The organism is Siansivirga zeaxanthinifaciens CC-SAMT-1, assembly GCF_000941055.1.
In the GTDB taxonomy this organism is placed as follows: domain Bacteria; phylum Bacteroidota; class Bacteroidia; order Flavobacteriales; family Flavobacteriaceae; genus Siansivirga; species Siansivirga zeaxanthinifaciens.
The window spans coordinates 2,516,429-2,543,121 of record NZ_CP007202.1 but is presented as its reverse complement, the minus strand read 5'-3'; the positions used below and the strand labels follow the sequence as shown (position 1 = coordinate 2,543,121).

At 35.3% G+C, this 26,693-nt stretch carries 22 protein-coding genes; 7 read left to right on the top strand and 15 right to left on the bottom strand.

All coding sequences use genetic code 11. The annotated features are described in order from the left end of the window. The 11 genes from AW14_RS11435 to AW14_RS11385 form a co-directional block, all read right to left on the bottom strand. Positions 1 to 978: a permease gene (locus AW14_RS11435; protein WP_044638932.1), complete on the bottom strand. Its 978-nt coding sequence runs from the start codon at positions 976 to 978 to the stop codon at positions 1 to 3. A 2-nt stretch (positions 979 to 980) separates the two neighbouring features. Beyond that, the gene (locus tag AW14_RS11430; RefSeq protein WP_044638931.1) at positions 981 to 1,217 is read right to left on the bottom strand and encodes a thioredoxin family protein; all 237 of its coding nucleotides are present in this window, start codon (positions 1,215 to 1,217) and stop codon (positions 981 to 983) included. 138 nt (positions 1,218 to 1,355) lie between these two features. Next, complete coding sequence (locus AW14_RS11425) at positions 1,356 to 1,778, bottom strand: OsmC family protein (RefSeq protein WP_044638930.1); 423 nt, start codon at positions 1,776 to 1,778, stop codon at positions 1,356 to 1,358. An 11-nt stretch (positions 1,779 to 1,789) separates the two neighbouring features. Further along, positions 1,790 to 2,638 carry a dienelactone hydrolase family protein gene (locus tag AW14_RS11420; protein ID WP_044638929.1) on the bottom strand — a complete coding sequence of 283 codons (849 nt, stop codon included), beginning with the start codon at positions 2,636 to 2,638 and terminating at the stop codon, positions 1,790 to 1,792. 26 nt (positions 2,639 to 2,664) lie between these two features. Next, on the bottom strand, positions 2,665 to 3,759 hold the full coding sequence (locus AW14_RS11415; protein WP_044638928.1) for an alkene reductase: 1,095 nt from the start codon (positions 3,757 to 3,759) through the stop codon (positions 2,665 to 2,667). A gap of 119 nt (positions 3,760 to 3,878) precedes the next feature. Further along, entirely contained in the window at positions 3,879 to 4,931 is a 1,053-nt protein-coding gene (locus tag AW14_RS11410) for a glycosyltransferase family 9 protein (protein WP_044638927.1), read from the bottom strand. A gap of 80 nt (positions 4,932 to 5,011) precedes the next feature. Continuing rightward, positions 5,012 to 5,830, bottom strand: a complete 819-nt coding sequence (locus AW14_RS11405) for a DMT family transporter (protein ID WP_044639623.1) — start codon at positions 5,828 to 5,830, stop codon at positions 5,012 to 5,014. 16 nt (positions 5,831 to 5,846) lie between these two features. After that, positions 5,847 to 6,761: an EamA family transporter gene (locus AW14_RS11400; protein WP_044638926.1), complete on the bottom strand. Its 915-nt coding sequence runs from the start codon at positions 6,759 to 6,761 to the stop codon at positions 5,847 to 5,849. A gap of 32 nt (positions 6,762 to 6,793) precedes the next feature. After that, on the bottom strand, positions 6,794 to 7,537 hold the full coding sequence (ppk2, locus tag AW14_RS11395; RefSeq protein WP_044638925.1) for a polyphosphate kinase 2: 744 nt from the start codon (positions 7,535 to 7,537) through the stop codon (positions 6,794 to 6,796). Positions 7,538 to 7,594: 57 nt separating this feature from the next. After that, positions 7,595 to 8,047 carry a cold-shock protein gene (locus tag AW14_RS11390; RefSeq protein ID WP_044638924.1) on the bottom strand — a complete coding sequence of 151 codons (453 nt, stop codon included), beginning with the start codon at positions 8,045 to 8,047 and terminating at the stop codon, positions 7,595 to 7,597. A gap of 192 nt (positions 8,048 to 8,239) precedes the next feature. Continuing rightward, positions 8,240 to 9,793 (bottom strand): DEAD/DEAH box helicase, encoded by a 1,554-nt coding sequence (locus AW14_RS11385; RefSeq protein ID WP_044638923.1) that lies wholly within the window; start codon positions 9,791 to 9,793, stop codon positions 8,240 to 8,242. Positions 9,794 to 9,909: 116 nt separating this feature from the next. Between AW14_RS11385 and mgrA the strand changes: the two genes are divergently transcribed. Then, on the top strand, positions 9,910 to 10,923 hold the full coding sequence (gene mgrA / locus AW14_RS11380; RefSeq protein ID WP_044638922.1) for an L-glyceraldehyde 3-phosphate reductase: 1,014 nt from the start codon (positions 9,910 to 9,912) through the stop codon (positions 10,921 to 10,923). Between the two features lie 3 nt (positions 10,924 to 10,926). Here the strand turns inward: mgrA and AW14_RS11375 are convergent, their stop codons facing one another. The 3 genes from AW14_RS11375 to AW14_RS11365 all read right to left on the bottom strand — a co-directional run bounded on the left by AW14_RS11375 (position 10,927) and on the right by AW14_RS11365 (position 14,195). Next, complete coding sequence (locus AW14_RS11375; protein WP_044638921.1) at positions 10,927 to 11,607, bottom strand: hypothetical protein; 681 nt, start codon at positions 11,605 to 11,607, stop codon at positions 10,927 to 10,929. Between the two features lie 166 nt (positions 11,608 to 11,773). Next, a complete protein-coding gene (locus AW14_RS11370; protein WP_316930033.1) occupies positions 11,774 to 12,187 on the bottom strand; it encodes a 3D domain-containing protein in 414 nt (137 codons plus the stop codon). Between the two features lie 31 nt (positions 12,188 to 12,218). Beyond that, positions 12,219 to 14,195: an alpha-ketoacid dehydrogenase subunit alpha/beta gene (locus tag AW14_RS11365; RefSeq protein ID WP_044638919.1), complete on the bottom strand. Its 1,977-nt coding sequence runs from the start codon at positions 14,193 to 14,195 to the stop codon at positions 12,219 to 12,221. A 156-nt stretch (positions 14,196 to 14,351) separates the two neighbouring features. Between AW14_RS11365 and AW14_RS11360 the strand changes: the two genes are divergently transcribed. The 6 genes from AW14_RS11360 to AW14_RS11335 all read left to right on the top strand — a co-directional run bounded on the left by AW14_RS11360 (position 14,352) and on the right by AW14_RS11335 (position 19,849). Further along, positions 14,352 to 15,302: an isopenicillin N synthase family dioxygenase gene (locus tag AW14_RS11360; RefSeq protein ID WP_044638918.1), complete on the top strand. Its 951-nt coding sequence runs from the start codon at positions 14,352 to 14,354 to the stop codon at positions 15,300 to 15,302. 5 nt (positions 15,303 to 15,307) lie between these two features. Continuing rightward, entirely contained in the window at positions 15,308 to 15,640 is a 333-nt protein-coding gene (locus AW14_RS11355; protein WP_044638917.1) for a translation initiation factor, read from the top strand. 7 nt (positions 15,641 to 15,647) lie between these two features. Then, on the top strand, positions 15,648 to 16,589 hold the full coding sequence (locus tag AW14_RS11350) for a DUF1835 domain-containing protein (RefSeq protein WP_044638916.1): 942 nt from the start codon (positions 15,648 to 15,650) through the stop codon (positions 16,587 to 16,589). Further along, positions 16,579 to 17,448: a nucleoside phosphorylase gene (locus AW14_RS11345; RefSeq protein WP_044638915.1), complete on the top strand. Its 870-nt coding sequence runs from the start codon at positions 16,579 to 16,581 to the stop codon at positions 17,446 to 17,448. The genes AW14_RS11350 and AW14_RS11345 overlap by 11 nt, the downstream gene beginning before the upstream one ends. Before the next feature lie 10 nt (positions 17,449 to 17,458). Further along, the gene (locus tag AW14_RS11340; RefSeq protein WP_044639622.1) at positions 17,459 to 18,313 is read left to right on the top strand and encodes a substrate-binding domain-containing protein; all 855 of its coding nucleotides are present in this window, start codon (positions 17,459 to 17,461) and stop codon (positions 18,311 to 18,313) included. 228 nt (positions 18,314 to 18,541) lie between these two features. Further along, a complete protein-coding gene (locus AW14_RS11335; RefSeq protein WP_044638914.1) occupies positions 18,542 to 19,849 on the top strand; it encodes a T9SS type A sorting domain-containing protein in 1,308 nt (435 codons plus the stop codon). A 76-nt stretch (positions 19,850 to 19,925) separates the two neighbouring features. Here AW14_RS11335 and AW14_RS11330 read toward each other — a convergent pair whose 3' ends face one another. Beyond that, entirely contained in the window at positions 19,926 to 26,153 is a 6,228-nt protein-coding gene (locus AW14_RS11330) for a T9SS type A sorting domain-containing protein (protein WP_169744660.1), read from the bottom strand. Between the last annotated feature and the right edge of the window lie 540 nt (positions 26,154 to 26,693).

The window sequence follows — 26,693 nt, the reverse complement described above, 5'->3', positions numbered from 1 at the left end:
TTATAAAAAGATATTAAAGAGATATCCCGAAATAATAATACAAATACTAACAACGCTAAAAAATATAGCTATCAGTTTAAAAGACATTACTTTTTTTAAGAGCATGGCCTCAGGAAGTGATAAGCCCACAACCCCCATCATAAAAGCAATAGCAGTTCCTAACGGAACACCCTTGCTAACTAACACTTGTAAAACAGGCAACATACCAGAAGCATTTGAGTACATAGGAACTGCTAATAAGGTGGCTATAGGCACAGCAAACCAATTATCCTTTTGGAGGTAAGTTTCAAAAAAGCCTTCTGGTATGTAACCATGCATAAAACTACCCATAGCAATACCAATAATAACAAACGGTAAAACCCCTTTAATAATGATTAAAGCTTCCTTAAAAATGCTTTTTAATCGTTTTGAAAAAGATATTTTAACAGGAAGAAAATGATTGTCTAAATTCCTGTCTTCTTTCATTAAATCCTGTACCCATGGGGTTAACAAGCTTTCTAGCTTTAATTTTTGTAAAATAAATCCAGAAATGGTTCCTAATAGAATTCCTGTAGAAACATAAATTAAAGTCGTTTTTATTCCGAAAAGCCCAATAAACAATCCAATGGCTACCTCGTTTACTAATGGGGATGTAATTAAAAAAGTAAAAGTAACGCCTAATGATATGCCACCCCTAACAAAGCCTATAAATAAGGGTACCGACGAACAAGAACAAAACGGAGTAACCACACCAAAAAGACTGGCAAAAAGGTATTCAAACCCGAAAAGATTGTGCGATGTTAAATAATTTTTAACCCGCTCGACAGGAAAAAAGCTATTCACCAAGCCCATGAAAAATATGACTAGAATTAATAGCAGTATTATTTTAATACTATCGTAAATAAAAAAGTGTAAAGCTTCTGCTAGGTGGTCGTTTGCATCTAACTTAAAAACTTGGTAGACTAACCCGTCTGCTAATTGCTCTAACCAACCAAACATGGTTAACGATTTAAAACTTCGAGAACTTCTTCTTTAGTAGGAACTTTTCCTTTTATAGCAATGGTTCCGTTAACAACTAATGCAGGTGTAGACATTACATTAAAGTTCATAATTTTAACGATGTCTTCAACCTTTTCAACAGTGGCTTCTATATTATTTTCATTCAAAACAACTTCTACAACTTGTGTCATGGCAAGGCATTTGGCACAGCCTGTTCCTAAAATCTTAATATCGTTCATTATAATTTCTATTAATTAGAATAATAAATGTAAGCTTATATCCTAGGGAATTAGATGATAATTATCATGCCAATGAGATAAAAAAAAGCAGTAAATTTCGAAATTTACTGCTTTTTAATAAAAATGTATATTTAATATTTAGCTAATTAAGCGCGCATTAAGAACGATTTCTGTGTTTAATAATTTTGAAATCGGACAAATTTCTTTGGCTTTGTTTGCTATTTCATTGAACTGTGTAACTTCAATACCAGGTACTTTACCTTCTAGATTTAATGTTACTTGTTTTATGCTACCATCCTCGAAAGTTACCACAGCATTCACGTCTAAAGAAGTTGCAGTAAAATCTGATTCATTTAATAAAAAACTTAATTGCATAGCAAAACAACCTGCATGGGCAGCACCAATTAATTCTTCAGGATTTGTTCCTTTTTCACCATTTTCAAATCTTGTATGAAAAGAATATGATGTGTTCTCTAAAACTTTGCTACCTGTAGTTAATTTTCCGTGACCATCTTTTCCTGAACCTTCCCATAAGGCACTTGCTTTTCTTGTAAATTTCATAATTGTATATTTTATTTAATAAATGTTTTGTTTAATAAGTCTTTTAATGCGTCCCATGATTTTGCATCGGCTTCGGCATTATACTCTAAAGGCAAGCTAAATTTTTTACCCAGAGCATCGGCACCTTTGCTTGTGTAAGCATGTTTTGCTCCCGGATAAGCAATGTATTGATAATCGGCTTGAATGCTGTCCATAGCCTTTTTAAAGTTAGTTACAGATTCTGGCGACACAAACGGATCGTCGGCTCCATTGGCAACTAAAACTTTTGCTTTTAAATCGCTGTTTGGCATAATTGGTAATTGCACACCACTATGAAAAGCAGCTACAGCATCCAGATTTTCACCGGCATTAGCCATGGTTAAAACAACGCTACCACCAAAACAATAGCCAATTGCTGCAATATGCTCTGCATCAACCGTAGGGTCGCTTTTTAATACTTTCAATGCAGCATCGAAACGGGCTTTAGCTAAATCTATGTTTTGCATGACCATACCAGCAAATTTTCCAGCATCTTGTGGGTGAGCCGCTTGCTTTCCATCACCATACATATCAATGGCAATAGCCGTATAGCCTAATTCTGCAAGCATATCGGCACGTTCGCGTGTGTAATCGTTATGTCCCCACCATTCATGCACAACAATAATACCCGGGCGCTTACCCGATATGTTTTTGTCGTGAACTATATAACCCTTCATTTGAGTGCTATCGGTGCTGTACGTTACCTCCTTGCCTTCTAAATTGATCTCAGTTATTTCGGGCGTTTCAGCGGTTTCTTTAGGTTTGTCTTTACAAGCAACTACAAAAACTAATAGTGTGATTGCTAATAAAACAGGCTTCAAAAATTTTAAGTGATTTTTCATAGTTTTTATTTAATTTTTAGTTGAAGTTATTTTGCTTTCGGATAATCTATATAACCTTCTTTACCCGGCGTATAAAAGGTATTTTCATCCCATTCGGCCAATTCGATGTGGTTTTCAAAACGTTCTACTAAATCGGGATTAGAGATGAATGGTTTACCAAAAGCAACCAGATCGGCATCACCAGATTCGATAACCGCATTTCCTTTTTCTTGAGTGAAACCTCCATTAATCATTAATGTTCCGTTGTATAACGGTCTGAAATGTTTTGCAATTTCTGTAACTGCATAAGGAATATCTGAAACATCGGTAAAAGGTTCAGAAAGATGAATATATGCTAAATTGTAATCGTTTAATTTTTTAATGATGTATTCGAATGTTGGAATGGTTTCTTCATCCATAGTAATTCCGAATAATCCATTTAACGACGGATTGAATCTGGCGCCTATTTTTTCCTGCGGAATAACCTCAGCGATGGCATCTAATACTTCAAAGAAAAAGCGAGCTCTGTTTTCAATGGTTCCGCCATATTCATCGGTTCTAACATTTGATGTGCCGTTAAAAAACTGATGAAATAAATACCCATTTGATGAATGAATTTCAACACCATCAAAACCAGCTTCCATAGCGTTTTTAGCAGCTTCAACGAAATCGTTAATGGTATCTTCTATTTCAAATTTTGTCATGGCTTTTGGAGTTACCGTATCTTTAAAACCTGTTGGTGTATACGATTGGGCTTCAGGATTTAAAGCTGAAGCAGAAACGGGTAATTCGCCATTGTGAAAGTCGGGATGCGACATTCTACCCACATGCCATAATTGAATAAATATTTTTCCGCCTTTGTCATGCACACGTTTAGTAACGTGTTTCCATCCTTCTACTTGAGCGCTGGTATGAATTCCCGGTGTATTTATATAACCAACGGCCATTTCCGATACTTGCGAACCTTCGGTTATAATTAATCCGGCAGATGCACGTTGTTCGTAATATACACCCTGTAGTTCGTCTGTAGGTTTTTTTTCGTCGTTAGCGGCTCTACTTCTTGTCATAGGCGCCATAACAACCCTGTTTTTTAAGTTTAAATGTTTACTATTATAAGGTTTTAATAAATTTTGCATACTCATTGTTCTATTTGTTTTTAATAATCGAAGTGTAACAAATTTAAACAATGAAGTAGAGAATAAAATTAATCTATATTAATAACGACTTAAATAGGGTTTTTAATTAGTAATAAACTAAAAAATTAAGATTTTTTTAAGATGTTGTTAATGGCTTGCATCCAGTCCTCAATGGTTGTTTTATTTGTGTTTAGTGCGATGCTTCCATTGCCGTAAGGTTCGTACACCTCTGGATTTGTAACCGAAAAGAACCCAACACATGGCGTTAGGGATGCGCTAGCCAAATGCATAACACCGTTGTCTGCAGCAATAAAAATGGCAGTGTTATGAATAATAGCACCCATTTCTCGAATATCCTGACTGTAAAAATGAGTCGCTTTAAAATTGATTTTTGATATGTTTTCAATAGGAAGCATTTCAATAATATTATATTGAGAATACGCTTCAAGTAATCGATTATAAAGTGTTGTCCACCAGTCTTCTGAATAACATTTATCGCCAGTGGCATTGGTGTAAATACAGATGGTTTTTTTATCGTTTTTTACAATGTCATTTAAAAGGGCTTTTCCTTTATTAATTTCGCTGTCACTTAACTTGATATCCAATAAAGGTAACGCCGATTCGTTTTTTGGCAATCCTAATTGAGTTAAAAAATAGCGTAAATTGTAGATAGGATGTTTTGAAATATGCTTGCTGTCGGGGTGTTCGTTTTCTACCGCTTCAATAACTTCTCCAAAAAGTTTGAAATCGGCACGAGCCATTTGAGTTAATAATCGCCCAGATGAAGAATTTTTATCTCCGTTTATAACCAAATCGTATGTTTTTTGCTTTATTGAAGCCCAGCATTTAATGTATTTAATTAAATTACTAAAGGGCATTTTGGGCAATTGAATAATGGTTTTAACCCTATCGTAATTTTGAAAAACAGGATTAGCAACACCACCTTTTACAAATAAATCGACAGTAGCATTAGGAAACGTATTTAATACTTCTTGAACTATAGGTGTTAGTAATAATTGGTTTCCCAATCGGTGATTTGCTCTTATAATTAAAACACGTTTTATATTTTCAGGATTTAAAGCGCCTATTTCAAGCTTGATACCACTACTACCAATATGCTTGGTAATACCATGCATGATGCGTCTTCTAATTTTATTTATAAATATTGAAAATGACATTTTTTTAAAATGGTTTTAATTTAAAAGCGCGTAAAAGTACAAAGTAGATTTGCGTTAGACAAACAATAGCATCTTTCAATTTATAATTTCACTCGCGACTTATACCAGACATTTAAAATTAAACCGCCAATAATTAAAGCAATACCTAATAAACTATATAAAGTATAGACTTCGCTAAATATTAAAACGCCAATAGTAGCTGTAAATACAACTTCAACATATTTTAAAGGCGCAACAATATTGGTGGATGCAATCTGGAAAGCTTTGGTCATGTTTATTTGTCCGAAATAACCAAAAACCCCTAAACTAAACAAGAAAAACCAGTCGGTTCCAGATGGGGTTATCCAGTTTTTAATAGATAAAACACCGCCTAAAACCGTTGCAGTTACCATAAAATAATTTACGATAACCGCAGGATGTTCGCTTTTACCTATTTTATTAATTATGATGTACACAAGCCCACTTAAAACGGCTGCAATTAAAACTAAAATTAAACCGGTCGTGTTTATGCTTGTATCCAATCCTTTTAAAACAATAATACCAACAAACGATATAATAAAAAACAACCACTGTACAGGTCTTATGCGTTCGCGTAATAAAATTACAGCAAATATGGCCGCAAAAATGGGTGCGCTATAACGCAAGGCTACAGCTGTACCAATAGATAAATATTTTACAGACATAAAAAATAACAACATGGAAGAAGCCCCTGTTATAGATCGTAAAATTAAAAGCTTATTGTTTTTGCCTATAATGGGGATTTTATTTTTTAAAAGAAATCCGAAGGTGAAAAACAACGAACTCAACGACCTAAAAAATACGATTTGGTAGGTGTCTATATTTTTTAAATATTTTACGGTAGCATTCATACAAGCAAAAGCAAGTGTGCTTAAAACCATATATTTTATTGCATTTTTAACGTCCAAAAGCTCTGAATTTTATATTTCGTTTTGTAGTAATAAAATAGACCCCAGTTAAAAGAATAACGGCGGCTATTATAGTTTGATAGCTAAGCGGTTCATCTAAAATGAGCCATCCTAAAAATATAGCAATTACAGGATTTACATAAGCCGATGTGGATACTTTTTCGGTAGAAACAACTTTTAATAAATAATTAAAGGCTGTAAACGCAGCGACACTTCCAAGTAAACAAAGCAGTATCATAGACCATAGTACTTGCGTACTCCAATTTGAAGGAGAAACCCAGCTTTCTTGTAAAATGACACTTGTAACGGCTAATAATAGTCCGGCACTAATCATTTGGTAGGCGGTACTTACAAAATAATTTGCAGGTAAATCGGCTTTAGAAACAAATATACTCCCATAACTCCAACTTAAAACACAGGTTAAAATCATGAACATACCCAACAAAGTACCATCTTTAGTGACTAATTCATTTTGACTAACCAAAATATACATACCAATAACCCCTAAAAGAATACCAATTATAGAATTTGTTTTCATTTTTTTACCATCAATTATACGCATTAATAGTAATACAAATAAAGGTTGAGTTGAAGCTTCTAGCGCACCAAAACCACTATCTACATATTTTAAAGCCCAAACAAATATACCATTTCCATAAACTAAAAATAGAAACCCTGAAATAATAGAATTTATTAATTGTTTTCGTGTTATAGCTAAATTTAATTTCATCAATTTGGCGATGATGAAAATGATAATACCTGCCGCCATAAAACGAAAGGATGCCAAAAAGAAAGGCGGAATTTCGGTAACAGCTATTTTATTTAGTAGATAGGTAGACCCCCAAATAACGTAAATAGCGAAAAATGCTAAAATAATAAGAAAGGTTTTGCGCTTAATAGCCATAGGTTATTTTTGAAGCTTTTCAAGAAAGGCTCCTATTTGTTGAATATTTCTGTAACTATAGTATCGTCTAAGGTTAGTCTTTCGTTGGTATCGCCCTTTTTATCATAATCAAAACGATTAACAACATAACGAATTACTTCTTTTCTTGCGATATCGCGTTCATTACCTTTAATAACCACCCAAGGCGATTGTGGCGTGGCTGTTTTTTTAAACATGGCTTCTTTGTATTTTGTAAAATCGGCCCATCTAGATTGTGCTTCTACATCGACACTGCTTAGTTTCCATTGCTTAAGCGGGTTGTGTACACGCTCTTCTAATCGGCGTTTTTGCTCTTCGGCATCAATAGAAAACCAAAATTTAAAAACATGAATACCATCATCAATAAGCATTTTTTCTAATTGAACCACCTGCTTGTTAAACAAATTGTATTGTTTTTTGGTGCAAAATCCCATAACCGGTTCTACAACCGAACGGTTATACCAACTTCTGTCGAATAACACCATTTCTCCCGGACCTGGCAAATGCTCGATGTATCTTTGAAAATACCATTGCCCCGATTCTTTTTCAGTAGGTTTAGATAATGCTACAACTTTAAATAATCTAGGGTTTAAAAATCGAATAAAACGCATAATAGCACCCCCTTTTCCGGCAGTATCTCTACCTTCAAAAAGAATAAGTACGCGTTGATTTGTTTGTTTTATGTGTTGTTGTAACCTAACGAGTTCGGTTTGTAGGTTAATGTATTCTTGGTCATCTTCTAAAGAATGCAAATTCATACAATTCTAAAATATAAATTTAAATACCAAATGGAAATGAAGTAATACTATACTAAACTATATTTTTTTAACACGAACGGCGTTCATTCCTTTTTGACCGCGTTCTAACTCGTAAGTCACTGTATCATTTTCTACAATAGGTTCTAGCAAACCGCTTACATGTACAAAATATTTTTCGTTGTTTATATTATCGATAATGAACCCAAAACCTTTGGATGTATCAAAAAATGAAACTTTACCCTCATTGGCTTTTAACTCCTCTTCACCTCGATCTTCTTTCTTAGGAATTCCTAATTCGATGCTTTCTGCTTCTACTTTTACACGCATAGATGGATCTGGTGGCGTGTCTGTTAAGTTACCATTGTAATCTACATATGCAAATTGGATGCCTTGAGGATTTTCTTTAGATTCTGCTTTACGAGCTTCTTTCTTTTTTAATTTGTCTTCTCTTTTCTTTAATCGTTTTTTTTCTTTTTCAATTTTATTAAACGTTACTTGTGATTTTGCCATAAAAATAATTCGGATTTTAGTTAATAATTAAACTGCTATGAAATAATTTTTATTTAAAATCTTGAAAAAAAAAGAAGTCTTTTAAAAAGTAAAAGATTATATAAAAATTGCTTAACATACTAATTTTGTGTAAATATACATTATATTTTAAGTCGCTTAAAATATATATATTACAAATATTAGTTTTTAACGTTAATCTTCTGGTGGATAACCAAAAATTTCTTCAAAAACAGTATCGAAATTAGTTCTAAGATACGCATTTAATTTTTTTCGGTAATCATCTTTAAGCCATTCCACAAAATTATAAGTGCTTTTACTAATACATTTGGTGTAGCGGCCAATTCTAAAATCGATGTCATCACCCAATTTTTTAGCCAGTGCTAAGGCATCGTAAACATCTTCACTGTTTTCTATACAAATTTTAGCATGATGCTCTATGGAGCGCTCTAAAACCACTTTCGAGGTTTCTCCATTTCGAATAGATTCTACGTAGGTTTTTTGAATATCGAAATATACATCTTTAGAATTCTTAAACTCCTCACGAAGTTCATCGGGCATTTCATATCTAAAATTACTTTCTAATTCATCATCACTTAAAATAGAATCTAAATAATAGTTTGGAGATCTAAAAATGCGTTGCCAATCTAGATTATCACCCCAAGGACCAAAACGGTAAAAATTATTTCCTAAATCGATAACATTAAAACTGGTTTTGTCTTTGTAAATACGCGATCCACGACCTATCATTTGATAGTATAGTGTTAACGATTTTGTTGCTCGGTTTAAGATAATGGTTTCAACAGATGGCTCATCGAAACCGGTGGTTAATATACTCACCGATGTTAATATGGCATCGGGTGTTTTTTTAAACCACTTAAGAATCATGGCGCGTTCTTTTTTTGTATTGGTATTATCTAAATGCGCGATGGGGTAACCTGCACGTCTGAAGGTGTCGTAAACGTGTAAAGACGTGTTGATACCGTTATTAAAAATTAAGGTTTTTTTACCTTTCGAGCGCTCTTCATAAGCCTGTAACAGCTTACTTAGCATGTCTGAATCAGTATATAAATCTTCAGAAGATTTTACCGTATAATCTCCATTTGCTCCAACCACTAACGAGGTTAAACCTACGTTGTAAGTAAACATTTCTGCGCGTGCCAAGAAGCCATTTTCTATAAGCGATTCAATACTTTCACCAACAATTAATTCATCGTAATTATCGGTCATAGGTAATTCGATACTCGAGCTTAAAGGCGTTGCTGTAACACCTAAAATGAAAGATTGACTAAAAAATTTGAATAATTTAGTAAAGGAATTGTAATGTGCCTCATCAATAATAACCAGACCAATATCTGAAATATCTAGCTTATTATCGTTTAATCGATTATTTAAGGTTTCAACCATGGCCACAAAACAACTGTATTCGTCTTGGTCACTTAAATCGGCTTTACTATCTATAACTTTATTAACAACTTCAAATTCTGTAAGCATGTTAGATGTTTGCTTGCATAATTCGATACGGTGTGTTAAAACAAGTACTCTCTTTTTATGATGTTTAAGATATTGTCTTACTATTTCAGAGAAAATAACTGTTTTTCCTCCTCCTGTGGGTAATTGATATAGTAAATGGTAATCGTCAGGAGATTCTTCAAAAGCCTTAAAAATTTTATTAATAGCACCTTTTTGGTAGCTATATAAACTTTTACCTGCATTTCTTTCTTCTAATTCTGATTTTGATATGGACATGTATCTAACTTTAGAGCCAGCAAAAATAACACCTTTAGCCCGTTTTTAACGAATGATTTCAATAAAATTTAATTGAAATTTATTTCTATCTTTAACGCTAATTTTATTCTGAAACCATGCAAATTAACGATAAAAGCGAAATAACGGAGTATGTAGCAGATTCTCAACGCTATAAACACATGACGTACAATCGAACAGGAAAAAGCGGTGTATTACTACCTGCTTTGTCGCTTGGTTTGTGGCACAATTTTGGTTTTATCGATTCCATTCAGAATGCGAGAGAAGTGCTTAGAACAGCTTTCGATTTAGGAATTACGCATTTCGATTTAGCCAATAACTATGGACCGCCTTACGGTTCTGCCGAAGAAAATTTTGGTACCATTTTTAAAAAAGATTTTAAAAATTACCGCGATGAATTGTTTGTTGCCAGTAAGGCAGGTTTCGATATGTGGCCTGGACCCTATGGGAATTGGGGGTCTAGAAAGTATTTAATTTCAAGTTTAGACCAGAGTTTAAAGCGTATGGGATTAGATTATGTAGATGTTTTTTATCATCATAGACCCGATCCCGAAACACCTTTAGAAGAAACTATGGGCGCGCTTACCGACATCGTTCGCCAAGGAAAAGCTTTATATGTTGGAATTTCTAATTACCAACCCGAAGAGACTCAAAAGGCTGCAGATATTTTAAAATACAATAACACCCCATTTATTTTACATCAGGCCAGATACTCGATGTTTGATCGTTGGGTGGAAAACGGACTTTTAGACACCTTAGATGCTAACGGTGTTGGGTGTATTGCATTTTCTCCACTGGCACAAGGTATGCTTACCGATCGCTATTTACATGGCATTCCAAAAGGTTCGAGAGCCGATAAGGATATGAGTTATTTAAGCGCAGAAACGGTTACTAATAATTTAGATAAAATTTTAAGGTTGAATGACTTGGCGCAAAATCGCGGACAAAAATTATCTCAAATGGCTATCGCCTGGCTTTTAAGAAAACCAACCGTAGCATCTGTTTTAATTGGCGCGAGTTCTTCTAATCAGTTAAAAGAAAATGTAAAAGCTTTAGATAATTTAAGTTTTTCGGCAGAAGAAATTAATTTGATTGACGACGTTTTAGGATAAAACTTATTCTTTTACAACAATAATGGTTGCTTTTACGCCCGTTGCTAAGTTCCATTGATTTCTGGAAATAAGGTTGCCCATATCGTCTACAACTTTAAATTCGGCTGTATTTGGACCAGATTCTCCTTGGTTTAAAGCAAGAAAATCTATTTTATTAAAACCTTTTTGTAAACTAAGTTTAAAACCTGAAAATCCGCTATTTAGAAAAACTCTGGCTTGAACCACATCATCGTTTACTAAAACTTGAATTAAATCGCCATCAACCGCGCCATGGTCTCGGTAAACAATATTCACAGATTCTGCTTTTGTTTTAAAATCGCCTAAATATTGATTGGTTTTACTACCGTTACGTTGTTCAACTTCTTCAGGAGATAATTTTACGTTTTCTAGATTTTTGTCCAGTTGTTTTTTATATAGTTCGCCAGGGTTTCCAAATTCTTCTCCAAACAAAGAAAATTGCTTCTTAGGCGTTTCTACTCCAGTGGTTAAATCGGGAACATTTAAACTTCCAAAGGTTTGATTGTTTTCTGTTTTTGGGGTTAAAGGGTCTATTTTTTTCGAATCGGCAGTATCATCTTTACTTTTAACTACAGGTATAGCAATAGATTTCGATTTAGAATCTAATTGCGCATGCATCGTACAAACTGAAAATAAAAAAATAAGATATGATAATATACGTTTCATTTTTTATTTGGGTAATATTCTAAAGCCAAAGGGTTAAGTAAATCCTACTTCAAATATATCGGTTTCATTTAAAAAGGAAAAAGTAAGGCCTTATATTTTACAAGTATTTAACAAAAATCATTCCTAAATGAATACTTTTTTGTGAAAACAAATAAAATTTATCGTTTTACTTGTCTTGCAACAAGCTGTCTTTTAAAATGCCGTATTGAATTACAACTTTTTTTCGTCCCCATTTTTTGGCAGCTTTAACATCTAAACCCATATAAATATCAATTTTATTTCTCCATCGTGGGTGCATGCGGTCTTTTACAAAATAGATGCTATCAAAACCTTCAATTTTAACGGGCGTATTGTGTGTTAATCCTTTTTTAATTAAATCTTTTGATACGGCAATACAATGCAAACCAGGCTTTAAACTATCGCCATAGGCTGTTAAGAATGGGCTTCCATCTGTCTGACTTTTAGTAGAATTATAAGCTGAAGCCGTTACCTTTATGGTATGCCAATTAAACTTATCTTCAAACCGTTCTTTTTTACATCCCACTAAAAGAACCAAGCACAAAATATAAAGGATTCTCAAAATTTCTTTTTTAGTTTAAATAAAGATAAATCTAAAAATTTAATAAAGCTTTTAATTCCTTCTCAAAGTTATTTTTAGCAAGATATTGTGCTTCTAGCTGCTGGATGAAAGGGATGGGCGTTTCTAAACTTCCTACCCGTTTTACTGGGGCATCTAAATACGAAAAACAATGTTCCATTATTAATGCAGAAATATCATTGGCGATGCCACCAAACAACGAATCTTCCTGAAGAATAATAGCTTTTCCTGTTTTTTTTACCGAAGCATAAATAGTCGCTGTATCCAGCGGTTGAAGGGTTCTTAAATCGATAACATCGGCATGAATTTGCGGGTTGTTGTCTAAGGTTTCCAAAACCCAGTGAACAGCTGCGCCGTAACTTATTATACTAATATCTTTCCCCTCGCGAAGCATTGCAGCTTTTCCAAAAGGTAGGGTGTAATAATTGGTTGGTACATCTTGTTTGATACTTCTGTACAGTGCTTTATGCTCAAAAAACAATACGGGATTCGGGTCGTTTATTGCTGTATTTAGAAGTCCTTTGGCATCATAGGGAAAAGCCGGATAAACAACTTTTAATCCTGGTGTTTTAGTAAACCAAGCTTCGTTTGTTTGCGAATGAAATGGCCCCGCTCCCACACCAGCGCCACAGGGCATTCTTATAACAACATCGGCGTTTTGCCCCCAACGGTAATGAGATTTTGCTAAATAATTAACAATGGGATTAAAACCACTGGCAGCAAAATCGGCAAATTGCATTTCAACAACACTCTTCATGCCTGCAATCGATAAGCCCATAGCGGCTTCAACAATGGTCGATTCGCAAATGGGGGTGTTTCTTACACGATCTTTACCAAATGCTTCTACAAACCCTTCCGTTATTTTAAATACACCGCCATATTCGGCGATATCTTGTCCCATAATAATCAAGTTATTATGGTGTTCCATACTTTGTTTTAAAGCTTCAGAAATGGCATCAATAAATCTAATATCGTTAACTTCGGTAGTTGGTTTAATATGTTCAAAATCAAACGATTTATAAACATCATGTAGTTCTGTCTTAACATCAGCAATTATAGCAGGTTCAGATGAAACGATATCCAGATTTTTATTAATGTCGTTAGAAATTTCATTAACAATTTGCTTAATTAAGGCTTCCGATAATATGTGTTTTTCAATTAAATATTTCTGAAAATTAAGCAAAGGGTCTTTCGTGCTCCAGAAATCCATCATCGCTTCAGGCACATACTTGGTGCCACTCGCCTCTTCGTGACCTCGCATTCTAAAGGTTTTAAATTCAAGTAAAACAGGTCTGGGATGACTTCGCAAATCGTCTGCTAACTTTTTAACGGTATTGTAAACTTCTGTTATATTATTACCTTCAACAATATGCGATTCCATGCCATAGCCCAAGCCTTTATCGGCTATGTTTTCACATTTAAACTGTTCGCTCGTAGGTGTCGACAATCCGTATCCATTATTTTCAACACAAAAAATAACAGGTAAATTCCACACCGACGCTACATTTAAAGCTTCATGAAAATCGCCTTCGCTGGTTCCGCCTTCACCTGTAAAAACAGCGGTTACTTTATTTTCACCTTTAAGTACAGATGCCAAAGCAATACCATTAGCAACACCCATTTGAGGTCCTAAATGAGAAATCATTCCAATAATTTTATGGTATTGCGACCCAAAATGGAACGAGCGGTCTCTACCCTTTGTAAAACCCGAAGGTTTACCTTGCCACTGTGCAAATAAACGGTGTAATGGGACATTTCGGGAAATAAAAACACCCAAATTTCGGTGCATGGGTAAAATGTATTCGTCGTTGTTAATAGCCAACGTTACACCTACAGCGATCGCCTCTTGTCCGATGCCAGAAAACCATTTACTAATTTTCCCTTGCCTTAAGAGTAAGAGCATTTTTTCTTCTATCATTCTGGATTTAAGCATATTTTTATACAAATCCATTATTAAGCGCGTAGGTAATTGAGAAATATTATAGGTCATAAATAAGTGATAGAATTCTGAGCATATTAGAGTCTTAACGCTTATAAAAATAACATAATTACCCAAATAGTTATGCTAGATGATAAATAAAAAGTGATATAGAAACTTTATATTGTTTTCGTACATTTGTAGATACACTTATTAAAAAAAATCCGCATGAATATAATTCCTAGTGTCAATTTAAAAGATTTTACATCTAACGACGCTACCAAAAAACAACAATTTGTTGAGGCCATTGGCAAAGCTTACGAAGAGATTGGTTTTGTTGCGCTTAAGGGTCATTTTTTAGATGAAACTTTAGTTGAAAACCTGTATAAAGAAGTTAAAAATTTTTTCGATTTACCTTTAGAAACCAAGCAGAAATATGAAATACCAGGCATTGGTGGTCAACGCGGTTATGTGTCTTTTGGAAAAGAAAGTGCTAAGGGTAAAAAAGAAGGCGACTTAAAAGAATTTTGGCATTTCGGACAATATGTTGAAGATAATGAAGCCTTGAAAAATGAATATCCAGACAATGTTATTGTTGAAGAACTACCGGAATTTAACGCCATAGGAAAAGAAGCCTATAAAATGCTGGAAAAAACAGCTAAATATGTTTTGCGCGCCTTGGCTATTTATTTAGGTTTAGAAGAAACGTATTTTGATAACTATATCCATAACGGAAATTCTATTTTACGACCAATCCACTACCCGCCTATTACCCAAGAACCTAAAGATGCCGTTCGTGCTGCAGCGCATGGAGACATTAATTTAATTACGCTTTTAATGGGTGCCCAAGGGCGTGGTTTACAAGTACAAAACCATAAAGGCGAATGGATTGATGCTATTGCAGAACCCGATGAGTTAATGATAAACGTTGGCGATATGTTATCCAGACATACCAATAATAAATTAAAATCGACTATACACAGAGTTATCAATCCGCCACGTGAACTTTGGGGAACTTCCAGATATTCCATTCCGTTTTTTATGCATTCTATTAGCGATATGAAATTGAATGTTTTAGAAAATTGTGTTGATGAAAACAACCCGAAAGCCTTTGACGATATTACCGCTGGGGAGTTTTTAACAGAGCGTTTAATTGAACTCGGACTTATAAAAAAATAATTTTCATGGATTTACAAGACCAATTGAAGCATTTATTTCCAGATCATGTTTCAGAAAATGTACCCGAAGAAGCTTCAAACAATGCTTCTCAAATTTGGATGCAAGACGACCCTTTAATTTGTAAATACGAAAAACGAAAAGGCAAGCCTATCACCATTATTGAAGGCTATACTGGAGCCATTGAAGATTTTAAAATTTTAGCCAAAGACATTAAAACAACATTAAGTGTTGGTGGTAGTTTTAAAGATGATAAAATTATTATTCAGGGTGATTACCGCGATAAAATTATGGCTATGCTGAAAGAAAAAGGGTTTAATGTGAAACGCGTAGGAGGCTAATTGTATTATGAATAAAACACCGCTTCATATTACTAATGGCAAAGTTTTAACTCAGAAATTAAAAGAATTAAATATTGAAGGTAACTTTTTAACCTGGCAGGAAATGCTATGTGAAGGGCCTACTTTAGAAAGTGTTTATTCAGATAAATTCTTTGAACTAAGAAAACAGTTTTTTAAAGAATTTTATAATACCGATTTAGATTTTCAAAAAATTAATTCTGAATTAAATAAACTAAATTCCGTCGAAAAACACTCTGAAATTGTTCTTTGGTTTGAATTCGATTTGTTTTGCCATATTAATTTAATGGCTGTTATTTGTTTAATTCAGCAAAAAAATATCAAACTTCCATTATACTTAGTTTGCAGCGGAAAAATTAGAGGTACCAAAAACTTAAAAGGCTTGGCCGAATTAAGTACGGGGCATTTAGTGAAACACTATAACGACAAAGTTTTACTTAACAAACATTCCATAGAGTTAGCACGAACCATTTGGGGTATTTATTGTGGTAAAGACCACAATTTATTTAAACCATTTATAGTGCAAACATCGCAGTTTATTTACTTAAACAGTTGTTTAAAAGCTCATTTAGAACGTTTTCCAAATTCTAAAACAGGCTTAAATGTTTTAGAGCGTAATATCTTAGAAATCGTTAGAGATACCAAAATACATTCAGAGCATCATTTGCTCGGTTACGCTTTAAATTATCAGGGGTATTACGGTTATGGCGATCTTCAAATTTTAAGAATTATTAAAAAACTTAGGGTGTTTTTTAAAGTCAGTGAAGATCTTATTGAGCTTAACAGACAAGGGCATGAAGCCTTACTGGGCATTCATCTTTTTACTTTTGAATTGAATAATAATATGATTTATGGAGGTGTTAAAAAATTTGATTTTCAATTCAATAAAAAAGAAAATAAACTTATAAAAATGGTTTCGCATGACAATTAAAACATCCGAACTAATTTTAAATCCCGATGGCAGTGTTTATCATTTAAACTTAAAACCAGAAAACATAGCTAAAACCATTATTTTAGTGGGCGATCAAGATCGTGTGGAAAAGGTGACTAGTTATTTTGATACAATTGAGTTTTCAACACAAAAGCGCGAATTTAAAACGCAAACAGGTTTTTATAAAGGAAAGCGCCTATCGGTAATTTCAACAGGTATTGGTCCCGATAATATTGATATTGTTCTAAATGAAATCGATGCGCTTTTTAATATAGATTTAATTACAAGACAACCTAAAACGAATATTACAAGTTTAGATTTTATACGAATTGGCACATCTGGGGCATTGCAAAGCGATATACCTGTCGATGGTTTTGTACTAAGCACACATGGTTTAGATTTAAATGGTATGCTTCACGCATACAAACTAAACGGCATTACAAATGAAATTATTGAAGATGCATTTATAAAACATACGCAATGGCATCCCGATAAGAGCAGACCTTTAATCATTGAAAACAGTAAATCTTTACAATTAGAACTGGATGATGTGTCGGTTTACAAAGGCATTACAGCAACCGCAGGCGGATTTTACGGTCCGCAAGGTCGTGTTTTAAGATTAGCGCTTCAAGACGAGACATTAAAAAATAAAATGGATAGCTTTAAGTTTAAAGATTATCGCATAACAAATTTAGAAATGGAAACATCGGCCATTTATGGATTGTCCAAATTATTAGGGCATCGAGCCGTATCTTTAAATGCAATTATAGCAAACAGAGCATCGGGTACATTTAGTAAGGAACCCTCTAAAACCATTGAAAACCTTATTGAATATACACTTAATAAAATTACAGAATAAAACATATAAAATGAAAACGGTAAAAATTGGCGGTGTGCCAGAACACTTTAATTTAGCTTGGTATTTAACTCTTAAAAATGGGGAATATAAATCTCAGGATATAAATTTAAGATGGCAAGATTATCCTGGAGGTACAGGCGCCATGTGCAAGGCTTTAAGAGAAAATGAAATTGATATTGCCGTTATTTTAACCGAAGGTATTATTAAAGATATTATTGATGGTAACCCTAGTAAAATTGTACAGGTATTTGTTAAATCACCTTTAAATTGGGGAATTCATGTAGCTCATAAATCGGGTTACAAATCGCTTAACGATTTAAAAGGTACTAAAGCCGCTATTAGTCGATATGGTTCTGGTTCTCATTTAATGGCTTATATAAATGCAAAAAATAACGGCTGGAATTTAGATAAGGATTTAAATTTTGAGGTTATTAAAGATTTAGATGGCGCTGTAGAAGGTCTTACCAATGGTAAAGCCGATTATTTTATGTGGGAAAAATTTACCACCAAACCTTTAGTAGATGATGGCGTTTTTAGAAACATTGGCAACTGCCCCTCCCCTTGGCCCTGTTTTGTAATTGCAGTTAGACAAGATTTTATTGATAACCAACAAGAAACGTTAAAAACCATTTTAGATATTATTAATAACACGACTAAAGATTTTAAAGATATACCTAGTATCGACAGAACCATTGCTAATCGTTACAACCAAAAAATTAAAGATGTTCAAGAATGGTTAAGTATAACCGAATGGTCACAAAAAAATATAACCAAAAAAGTTATTAGTAATACTCAAAAAGAATTATTTGCTTTAAATATCATTCCTAAAGTTGTAGATTACAATGATTTAGTTTATAAATTATAAATTATTGTATTTCAGGGTTATAATTCATAAAAATTTTGATTTTTAGTATTTAAATTTAGCTTTTTTTTCTTACTTCTACTATAGATTTTATTAGCTAACTTTTATTTTTTTGTAAATAATTTATTATGTAAGTCTTACAAAAAGATGTAATTCATCGATAAAAAGTAAATTAAATCGATAATCAGTATTATAGTTTTTATATTTGTCTCAATATTAACACGTTACGTTATGAGAAAAAATATACTAACTCTAATCACGGTATTTTGTTTATCTAACCTAGTTAGTTATGCACAACTTTTTAGCTCCAAAAAAAGTATTAATACGTCAACGGGCGATTATCCCAGTGTTATTGAATCCGGACATTTAAATAACGATTCTCATGTAGATATTGTTATTGGCACAACCTATGGAGGCACAATAGAATGGTACAAAAACGATGGTAATCAATCGTTTAGTATGCAAACTTTAATTACTTCAACACTAACAGGTATCCTCGGTTTAGCTATTGCAGATTTAGACAATGATAACGATAATGACATTGTCGCAGCTTCCTATTTTTCAGGAAAATTAGTTTGGTTTGAAAATGATGGCAATGGAAATTTTAGTTCAGAAAAAGTAATTGCTACAGGAATAAGTGAAGCAGGAACTGTTAAAGTTGGTAAAATTGATAATAACAACACCATTGATGTTGTGGTTGCTGCAGGCGCATCTGGTCAGGTGCTTTGGTTTTCCAATAATGGCAATGGTACGTTTTCAGGTTCTAATCTTGTGGTTGGCTTCAGAGATACTCGAAATGTTGAACTTTATGAAAACCAATTGTCAAGTACAGGAACGCCCACTTTTCTGAGAAGTGCCAACGGTTCCATATCTTCAAATAATTCAGATTTAAATGAAGTATCTTTTGCCGATGTTGATAATGATAAAAAATTAGACATCATTAAAGTGAATAAAACAACCATGGCATCATGGTATAAAAAAGAAGCCAACGGTTCGTTTACTGAGCATAATTTTACGACCTCTTACAATTATCCTGCTACAGCTAAAGTTGCAGATTATGATAACGATTCATTTAATGATGTTATTATAGGTTTTGCAAACGGAACAACAGTTGATGCTTTGGCAATGTATGATAATTCAAATTTTGAAACCCTTATTGATAATACCCAAGATGATATAAATCAGTTTACTGTAAATGATTTTGATGGCGATGGCGATTTAGATGTGGCCAGTATTTCTCAAAAACAAAATGATCTTAATTGGTTTGAAAATTTAAAATTTAGCGCCACACTTGGTTTAAAAGAAATAACACCAATAAGAAGGAAAATTTATCCCAATCCAACAAGAGAACACCTGGTTGTTGATGGTAAATTTACTAAACCCTATAAAGCGTCGATATATAATATTCTAGATAAGGAAGTGATGCAAATTAATGTGAGTAATTCTATTGAAAAGATTGAAGTAGCTTCTTTAAAAAGCGGTGTTTACTTGCTTTATTTAGAAGATGATAAAACATATTTTAAGTTTGTTAAATTGTAATTTTTTGAAGTTAGTTTTTAATAAAAAAGGGCCACTTGTACAAGTAGCCCTTTTTTTGATAAACTCTAGTTAATTATTATTGCGGACTAGAGGATACAATTTTCTTAACAACTGTACCTTCTTTTGTTGTTAATTTCACTAAGAACATTTGATTATCAGCTTTTGATAAATTAATCTTAGTAATTCCGAAAGTTCCTTTAGTATATTTAATGTTTTTAACTTTCTTAATTAACGAACCTTTCATATCAAATACTTCAATGGTGATATCGGTATCAAAATCGAAATTGTATTTAATATTTACTTCTTCATTAAATGGAACGGGATAAGCCTCGAAATCTATCGTTTTAGATATAATCGATTTGTCTGTTGCATTACAACTAATACCTAAATCCATAGTGTATTCATTGCCATCATCCACTCCAGGTCTTGGGCTACATCTGCAAAGTTCTTCACAAGTTACCGCATGAGCAATAACATAAATTGGTCCAGAAACGTTTGTAAATGTTACCGATATTCCTTTAGAATAATCTAAACCATTAGCATTAAAAGTATATTGTCCAGGCGCAACGGTTGGTTTTCCATTTTTACTTGGATATTCATCACAACCTACATATACATGGGCTTCGCTCATGGAGTAACCTTCATTTATATTATAGGTAACGGTTACACTGCCATTGCTATAGTCTACTGTTACACTGCCTACTAAAGCGCCTTTGTTTTCGTAATCACATTGTGCAGCTCCAGCATATAAAGGAAGTTCTGCGTAAGCACCTTCTTCATAAGCATTTGTCCAACCCCAACGTTTAAAATCAGGAATAAAACAACTGCTAGTTTCTGTATCCCTTGCGAAGGCTGTTTCACAATAATCGTATTTGTCGATTTCGCGGGTTACAGTTACAGTTTCAGAAGCCATATTTCCACAATTGTCAACAGCTGTAAACACATAATCTGCAAGTTCTGCACACATATCTTCACGATATCTAATATTTGTTGGTCCAGCCATAGTAGTATCGCCTCCAGAACAAGCATCAGCCCAAGTAGCAGTCAACTGTTCAGGGAATCCATCGTTACATAAATTTTGAACTTCTGGCAATTGAGTAAAATAAGGAGCCTCTGTATCTGGTAAGATGTTGAATGACTTGGTTACTACCGTTTCATTATTACAAGCATCGGTTGCTACCCAGCGGTATGTAATGGTGTTACCACCACAGATATCACGCTCATAAGGATCTACACTAGCCACGACATTCACCGTGCTACAATCATCGGAAGCTGTTAGGGTTTCCTGAGTTGGTAGCGCAGCATCACAGCTAATATCAGCGATATCTGCTGGGGCTGCATCAAAGGTTGGTGCTTTAGTATCTGGTAAAATGTTGAATGATTTGGTTACTACCGTTTCATTATTACAAGCATCGGTTGCTACCCAGCGGTAGGTAATGGTGTTACCACCACAGATATCACGCTCATAAGGATCTACACTAGCCACGACATTCACCGTGCTACAATCATCGGAAGCTGTTAGGGTTTCCTGAGTTGGTAGCGCAGCATCACAGCTAATATCAGCAATATCTGCTGGGGCTGCATCAAAGGTTGGTGCTTTGGTATCTGGTAAAATGTTGAATGACTTGGTTACTACCGTTTCATTATTACAAGCATCGGTTGCTACCCAGCGGTAGGTAATGGTGTTACCACCACAGATATCACGCTCATATGGATCCACACTAGCCACTACATTCACCGTGCTACAATCATCGGAAGCTGTTAGGGTTTCCTGAGTTGGTAGCGCAGCATCACAGCTAATATCAGCGATATCTGCTGGGTCTGCATCAAAGGTTGGTGCTTTGGTATCTGGTAAGATGTTGAATGACTTGGTTACTACCGTTTCATTATTACAAGCATCGGTTGCTACCCAGCGGTAGGTAACGGTGTTACCACCACAGATATCACGTACATAAGGATCTACACTAGCCACGACATTCACCGTGCTACAATCATCGGAAGCTGTTAGGGTTTCCTGAGTTGGTAGCGCAGCATCACAGCTAATATCAGCGATATCTGCTGGGGCTGCATCAAAGGTTGGTGCTTTAGTATCTGGTAAAATGTTGAATGATTTGGTTACTACCGTTTCATTATTACAAGCATCGGTTGCTACCCAGCGGTAGGTAATGGTGTTACCACCACAGATATCACGCTCATAAGGATCTACACTAGCCACGACATTCACCGTGCTACAATCATCGGAAGCTGTTAGGGTTTCCTGAGTTGGTAGCGCAGCATCACAGCTAATATCAGCAATATCTGCTGGGGCTGCATCAAAGGTTGGTGCTTTGGTATCTGGTAAAATGTTGAATGACTTGGTTACTACCGTTTCATTATTACAAGCATCGGTTGCTACCCAGCGGTAGGTAATGGTGTTACCACCACAGATATCACGCTCATATGGATCCACACTAGCCACTACATTCACCGTGCTACAATCATCGGAAGCTGTTAGGGTTTCCTGAGTTGGTAGCGCAGCATCACAGCTAATATCAGCGATATCTGCTGGGTCTGCATCAAAGGTTGGTGCTTTGGTATCTGGTAAGATGTTGAATGACTTGGTTACTACCGTTTCATTATTACAAGCATCGGTTGCTACCCAGCGGTAGGTAACGGTGTTACCACCACAGATATCACGTACATAAGGATCTACACTAGCCACGACATTCACCGTGCTACAATCATCGGAAGCTGTTAGGGTTTCCTGAGTTGGTAGCGCAGCATCACAGCTAATATCAGCAATATCTGCTGGGTCTGCATCAAAGGTTGGTGCTTTGGTATCTGGTAAGATGTTGAATGACTTGGTTACTACCGTTTCATTATTACAAGCATCGGTTGCTACCCAGCGGTATGTAATGGTATTACCACCACAGATATCACGCTCATATGGATCCACACTAGCCACGACATTCACCGTGCTACAATCATCGGAAGCTGTTAGGGTTTCCTGAGTTGGTAGCGCAGCATCACAGCTAATATCAGCAATATCTGCTGGGTCTGCATCAAAGGTTGGTGCTTTGGTATCTGGTAAGATGTTGAATGACTTGGTTACTACCGTTTCATTATTACAAGCATCGGTTGCTACCCAGCGGTAGGTAATGGTGTTACCACCACAGATATCACGCTCATATGGATCCACACTAGCCACGACATTCACCGTGCTACAATCATCGGAAGCTGTTAGAGTTTCCTGAGTTGGTAGCGCAGCATCACAGCTAATATCAGCGATATCTGCTGGGGCTGCATCAAAGGTTGGTGCTTTGGTATCTGGTAAAATGTTGAATGACTTGGTTACTACCGTTTCATTATTACAAGCATCGGTTGCTACCCAGCGGTAGGTAATGGTGTTACCACCACAGATATCACGCTCATAAGGATCTACACTAGCCACGACATTCACCGTGCTACAATCATCGGAAGCTGTTAGGGTTTCCTGAGTTGGTAGCGCAGCATCACAGCTAATATCAGCGATATCTGCTGGGGCTGCATCAAAGGTTGGTGCTTTGGTATCTGGTAAGATGTTGAATGACTTGGTTACTACCGTTTCATTATTACAAGCATCGGTTGCTACCCAGCGGTAGGTAACGGTGTTACCACCACAGATATCACGTACATAAGGATCTACACTAGCCACGACATTCACCGTGCTACAATCATCGGAAGCTGTTAGAGTTTCCTGAGTTGGTAGCGCAGCATCACAGCTAATATCAGCGATATCTGCTGGGGCTGCATCAAAGGTTGGTGCTTTGGTATCTGGTAAGATGTTAAATGACTTGGTTACTACCGTTTCATTATTACAAGCATCGGTTGCTACCCAGCGGTAGGTTACGGTGTTACCACCACAGATATCACGTACATAAGGATCCACACTAGCCACGACATTCACCGTGCTACAATCATCGGAATCTGTTAGGGTTTCCTGAGTTGGTAGCGCAGCATCACAGCTAATATCAGCGATATCTGCTGGGGCTGCATCAAAGGTTGGTGCTTTGGTATCTGGTAAAATGTTAAATGATTTGGTTACTACCGTTTCATTATTACAAGCATCGGTTGCTACCCAGCGGTAGGTTACGGTGTTACCACCACAGATATCACGCTCATAAGGATCTACAATAGCCACGACATTCACCATGCTACAATCATCGGAAGCTGTTAGAGTTTCCTGAGTTGGTAGCGCAGCATCACAGCTAATATCAGCGATATCTGCTGGGTCTGCATCAAAGGTTGGTGCTTTGGTATCTGGTAAAATGTTGAATGACTTGGTTACTACCGTTTCATTATTACAAGCATCGGTTGCTACCCAGCGGTAGGTAATGGTGTTACCACCACAGATATCACGCTCATAAGGATCTACACTAGCCACGACATTCACCGTGCTACAATCATCGGAAGCTGTTAGGGTTTCCTGAGTTGGTAGCGCAGCATCACAGCTAATATCAGCGATATCTGCTGGGGCTGCATCAAAGGTTGGTGCTTTGGTATCTGGTAGAACAGTAAAAGTAGCTGTACAACATTCTATTTGTCCACATTCATCAGAAACAACAAAATGAACATCTAAAGATCCTCCCACACAAGAAAAATCGGGGAATTGATACGTATTATCATATAAAGTACCAGTAGCAACACAATCGGTTCCTAGTGTTCCACCAATATAAATTTTTGTGTCTACGGTTCCGACACCGCCCGTAATATTTAGTCCGCCTAAAAACGTTGTAAAAGCAGTGCTTATTCCCGTTTGATCGGTACAAGAAATATTAGGATCTGTAGGACATAGGATACTTAAATCGGAACCAGGTTCAGAATCTATTTGCGCGGTGTTAAAACAACTAGAATCAGGTAAACCTGTTACAGGATCTGTTGTTCCGGCAGTCGCATAAACTGTATAAGTATGTATGCCAGGCTCTGTAACTGTAAATTGCGATCCTGTTATTCCGGTATATACACCATCTTTAAACCAACTGTAATTTATAATTAATTGTCCGGGATTGATTAGACTGGCTGTTAAAACCTTACTACCCTGCGTACAATTCTCTGCAATTTGAGGTTCTATTTCTACAACATCTCCAAAATCGAAAGGCCCCACTAAATCTTTAAGTTCAGCTACAAAAGAATCGGAAGATCTTGTTTTTACAAGAAAACTTCCAAACGGACTTTCACAAGGTGCTCCAGAATCAGAATTACTATCTAAACCAAAAGCAGTAGCATTAATAGCTATTTCAGCAAAACCAAATTGAGGATATAAACCATCGGCAGTTGGCGATCCGCCTTTATCAATGGTAGGCCAAGGAGTACCTTCAACGGCATCACTATTTACTTGAGCCCATATAGCGGTTTGCCCGCCTTTTGGAACAATTTGAGCATAGCCATAAGTGCCGGCATCCGTTCCCCCATCATAATAATCGAACCCGCCGTTACCATCTCCAAAAAGGAACGGTAAATTAGGCAGTGCATTATAAGCTTGTAACTCGGCAGCTCCAATACCCTCTAAATCTACCCAAACGAAAATTCTAATATCGGCTACATTACCACCATTGGTGTAATTTACAGATAAGATGATGTCTCCTAATTGCGTTGGTATACCATCGGTATCAAATTTAAAAGCGGTATGGCCACCTTCCAATCCGTAATTCAAAGGCTCTTCATAAACCAAACCTGTATTTGAAACATCTATTTTTCCTCTAAAATATTCAAAATCAATATAGCTAGTCCCATCCTGACTTCTGGTCGAGGCTCCAACTAATGCAAATTCTTGACCTGCAAAGGCACCTCCAAAAGGCGCTTCTCGTCTTAAATGTGCATACACATCGATGATGTCATTTTTTTGAGGAACATCACCATTTTTAACAGTCCAAGTTAAAGGGTTGGCTATATTTTTGTCACTTGCTGCACCAAAAACCGTGGCATCTTTATTGTTTCCATTAGTTCGTTGGTCTCTGGCATACAAGGCGTCTAACCAGGTGCGATTATTAGAATCGACATAAAAGACATTTTGAGCCATTCCTAATTGAACTGCAACATTGGCTCCAGCTTGTAAACCGGCAGGAATACTGGAAATATCAATAATACCTTTCCCAGGTTCTCCGGTCGCGTAATCGAACCAGTCGTCGGTTCCGCTGGCAGCTAAATTTCCAAAGGAAATAATATCAGCCTCGATATCGGCATCTACTCCAAAACCAGCAATAACACTAGATTGTAGAGGAACTGCTTGTGCATTTGCTGTAACTGCACTCAATAAAAAAAGCATGAAAATTATTAAATAATTCATGCTTTTAAAATTCAAATAAAACCAATTTGATTTGCATAGCCATTGGTTTTTTAATTTTCTAGTAAAGTTGTACATTAACATGGCATTTTTGTTTGATTAATTAAAATGATTGTTAACATAAATGGTAATGAAAGTCATTATTTATTCCGTAAAAAGAATAAATTAAAACTTTATCATTCTAGAGTAAGACGAGGGCATCTTTAATTTGCTATTAATCAAAATGCTTTATTGAGAGAGAAATATTTATTTAAAAAAAGGAGGTTGAATTTTGTAGAATGAGGGTTATGTAAATATAGATTTAAAAGAACTAATAATCAAGCAATTGCGCCTTATTTAGACAAAATGTATTTTTTAAACGTTTATTTGTAATTAAAGCTAGGTTGTTGTTATAACTAATTGTTTTTCAGTAAAGTATAATCTTATACTCCTTGCGTAATACTCTTACAATTTTAAATTTTAAAATGTTAATTATAATGTAAATATTACAAAAACCATTTTATAATTTTTACTTTTGGAGTCTAATAATCATTAAATTAATAA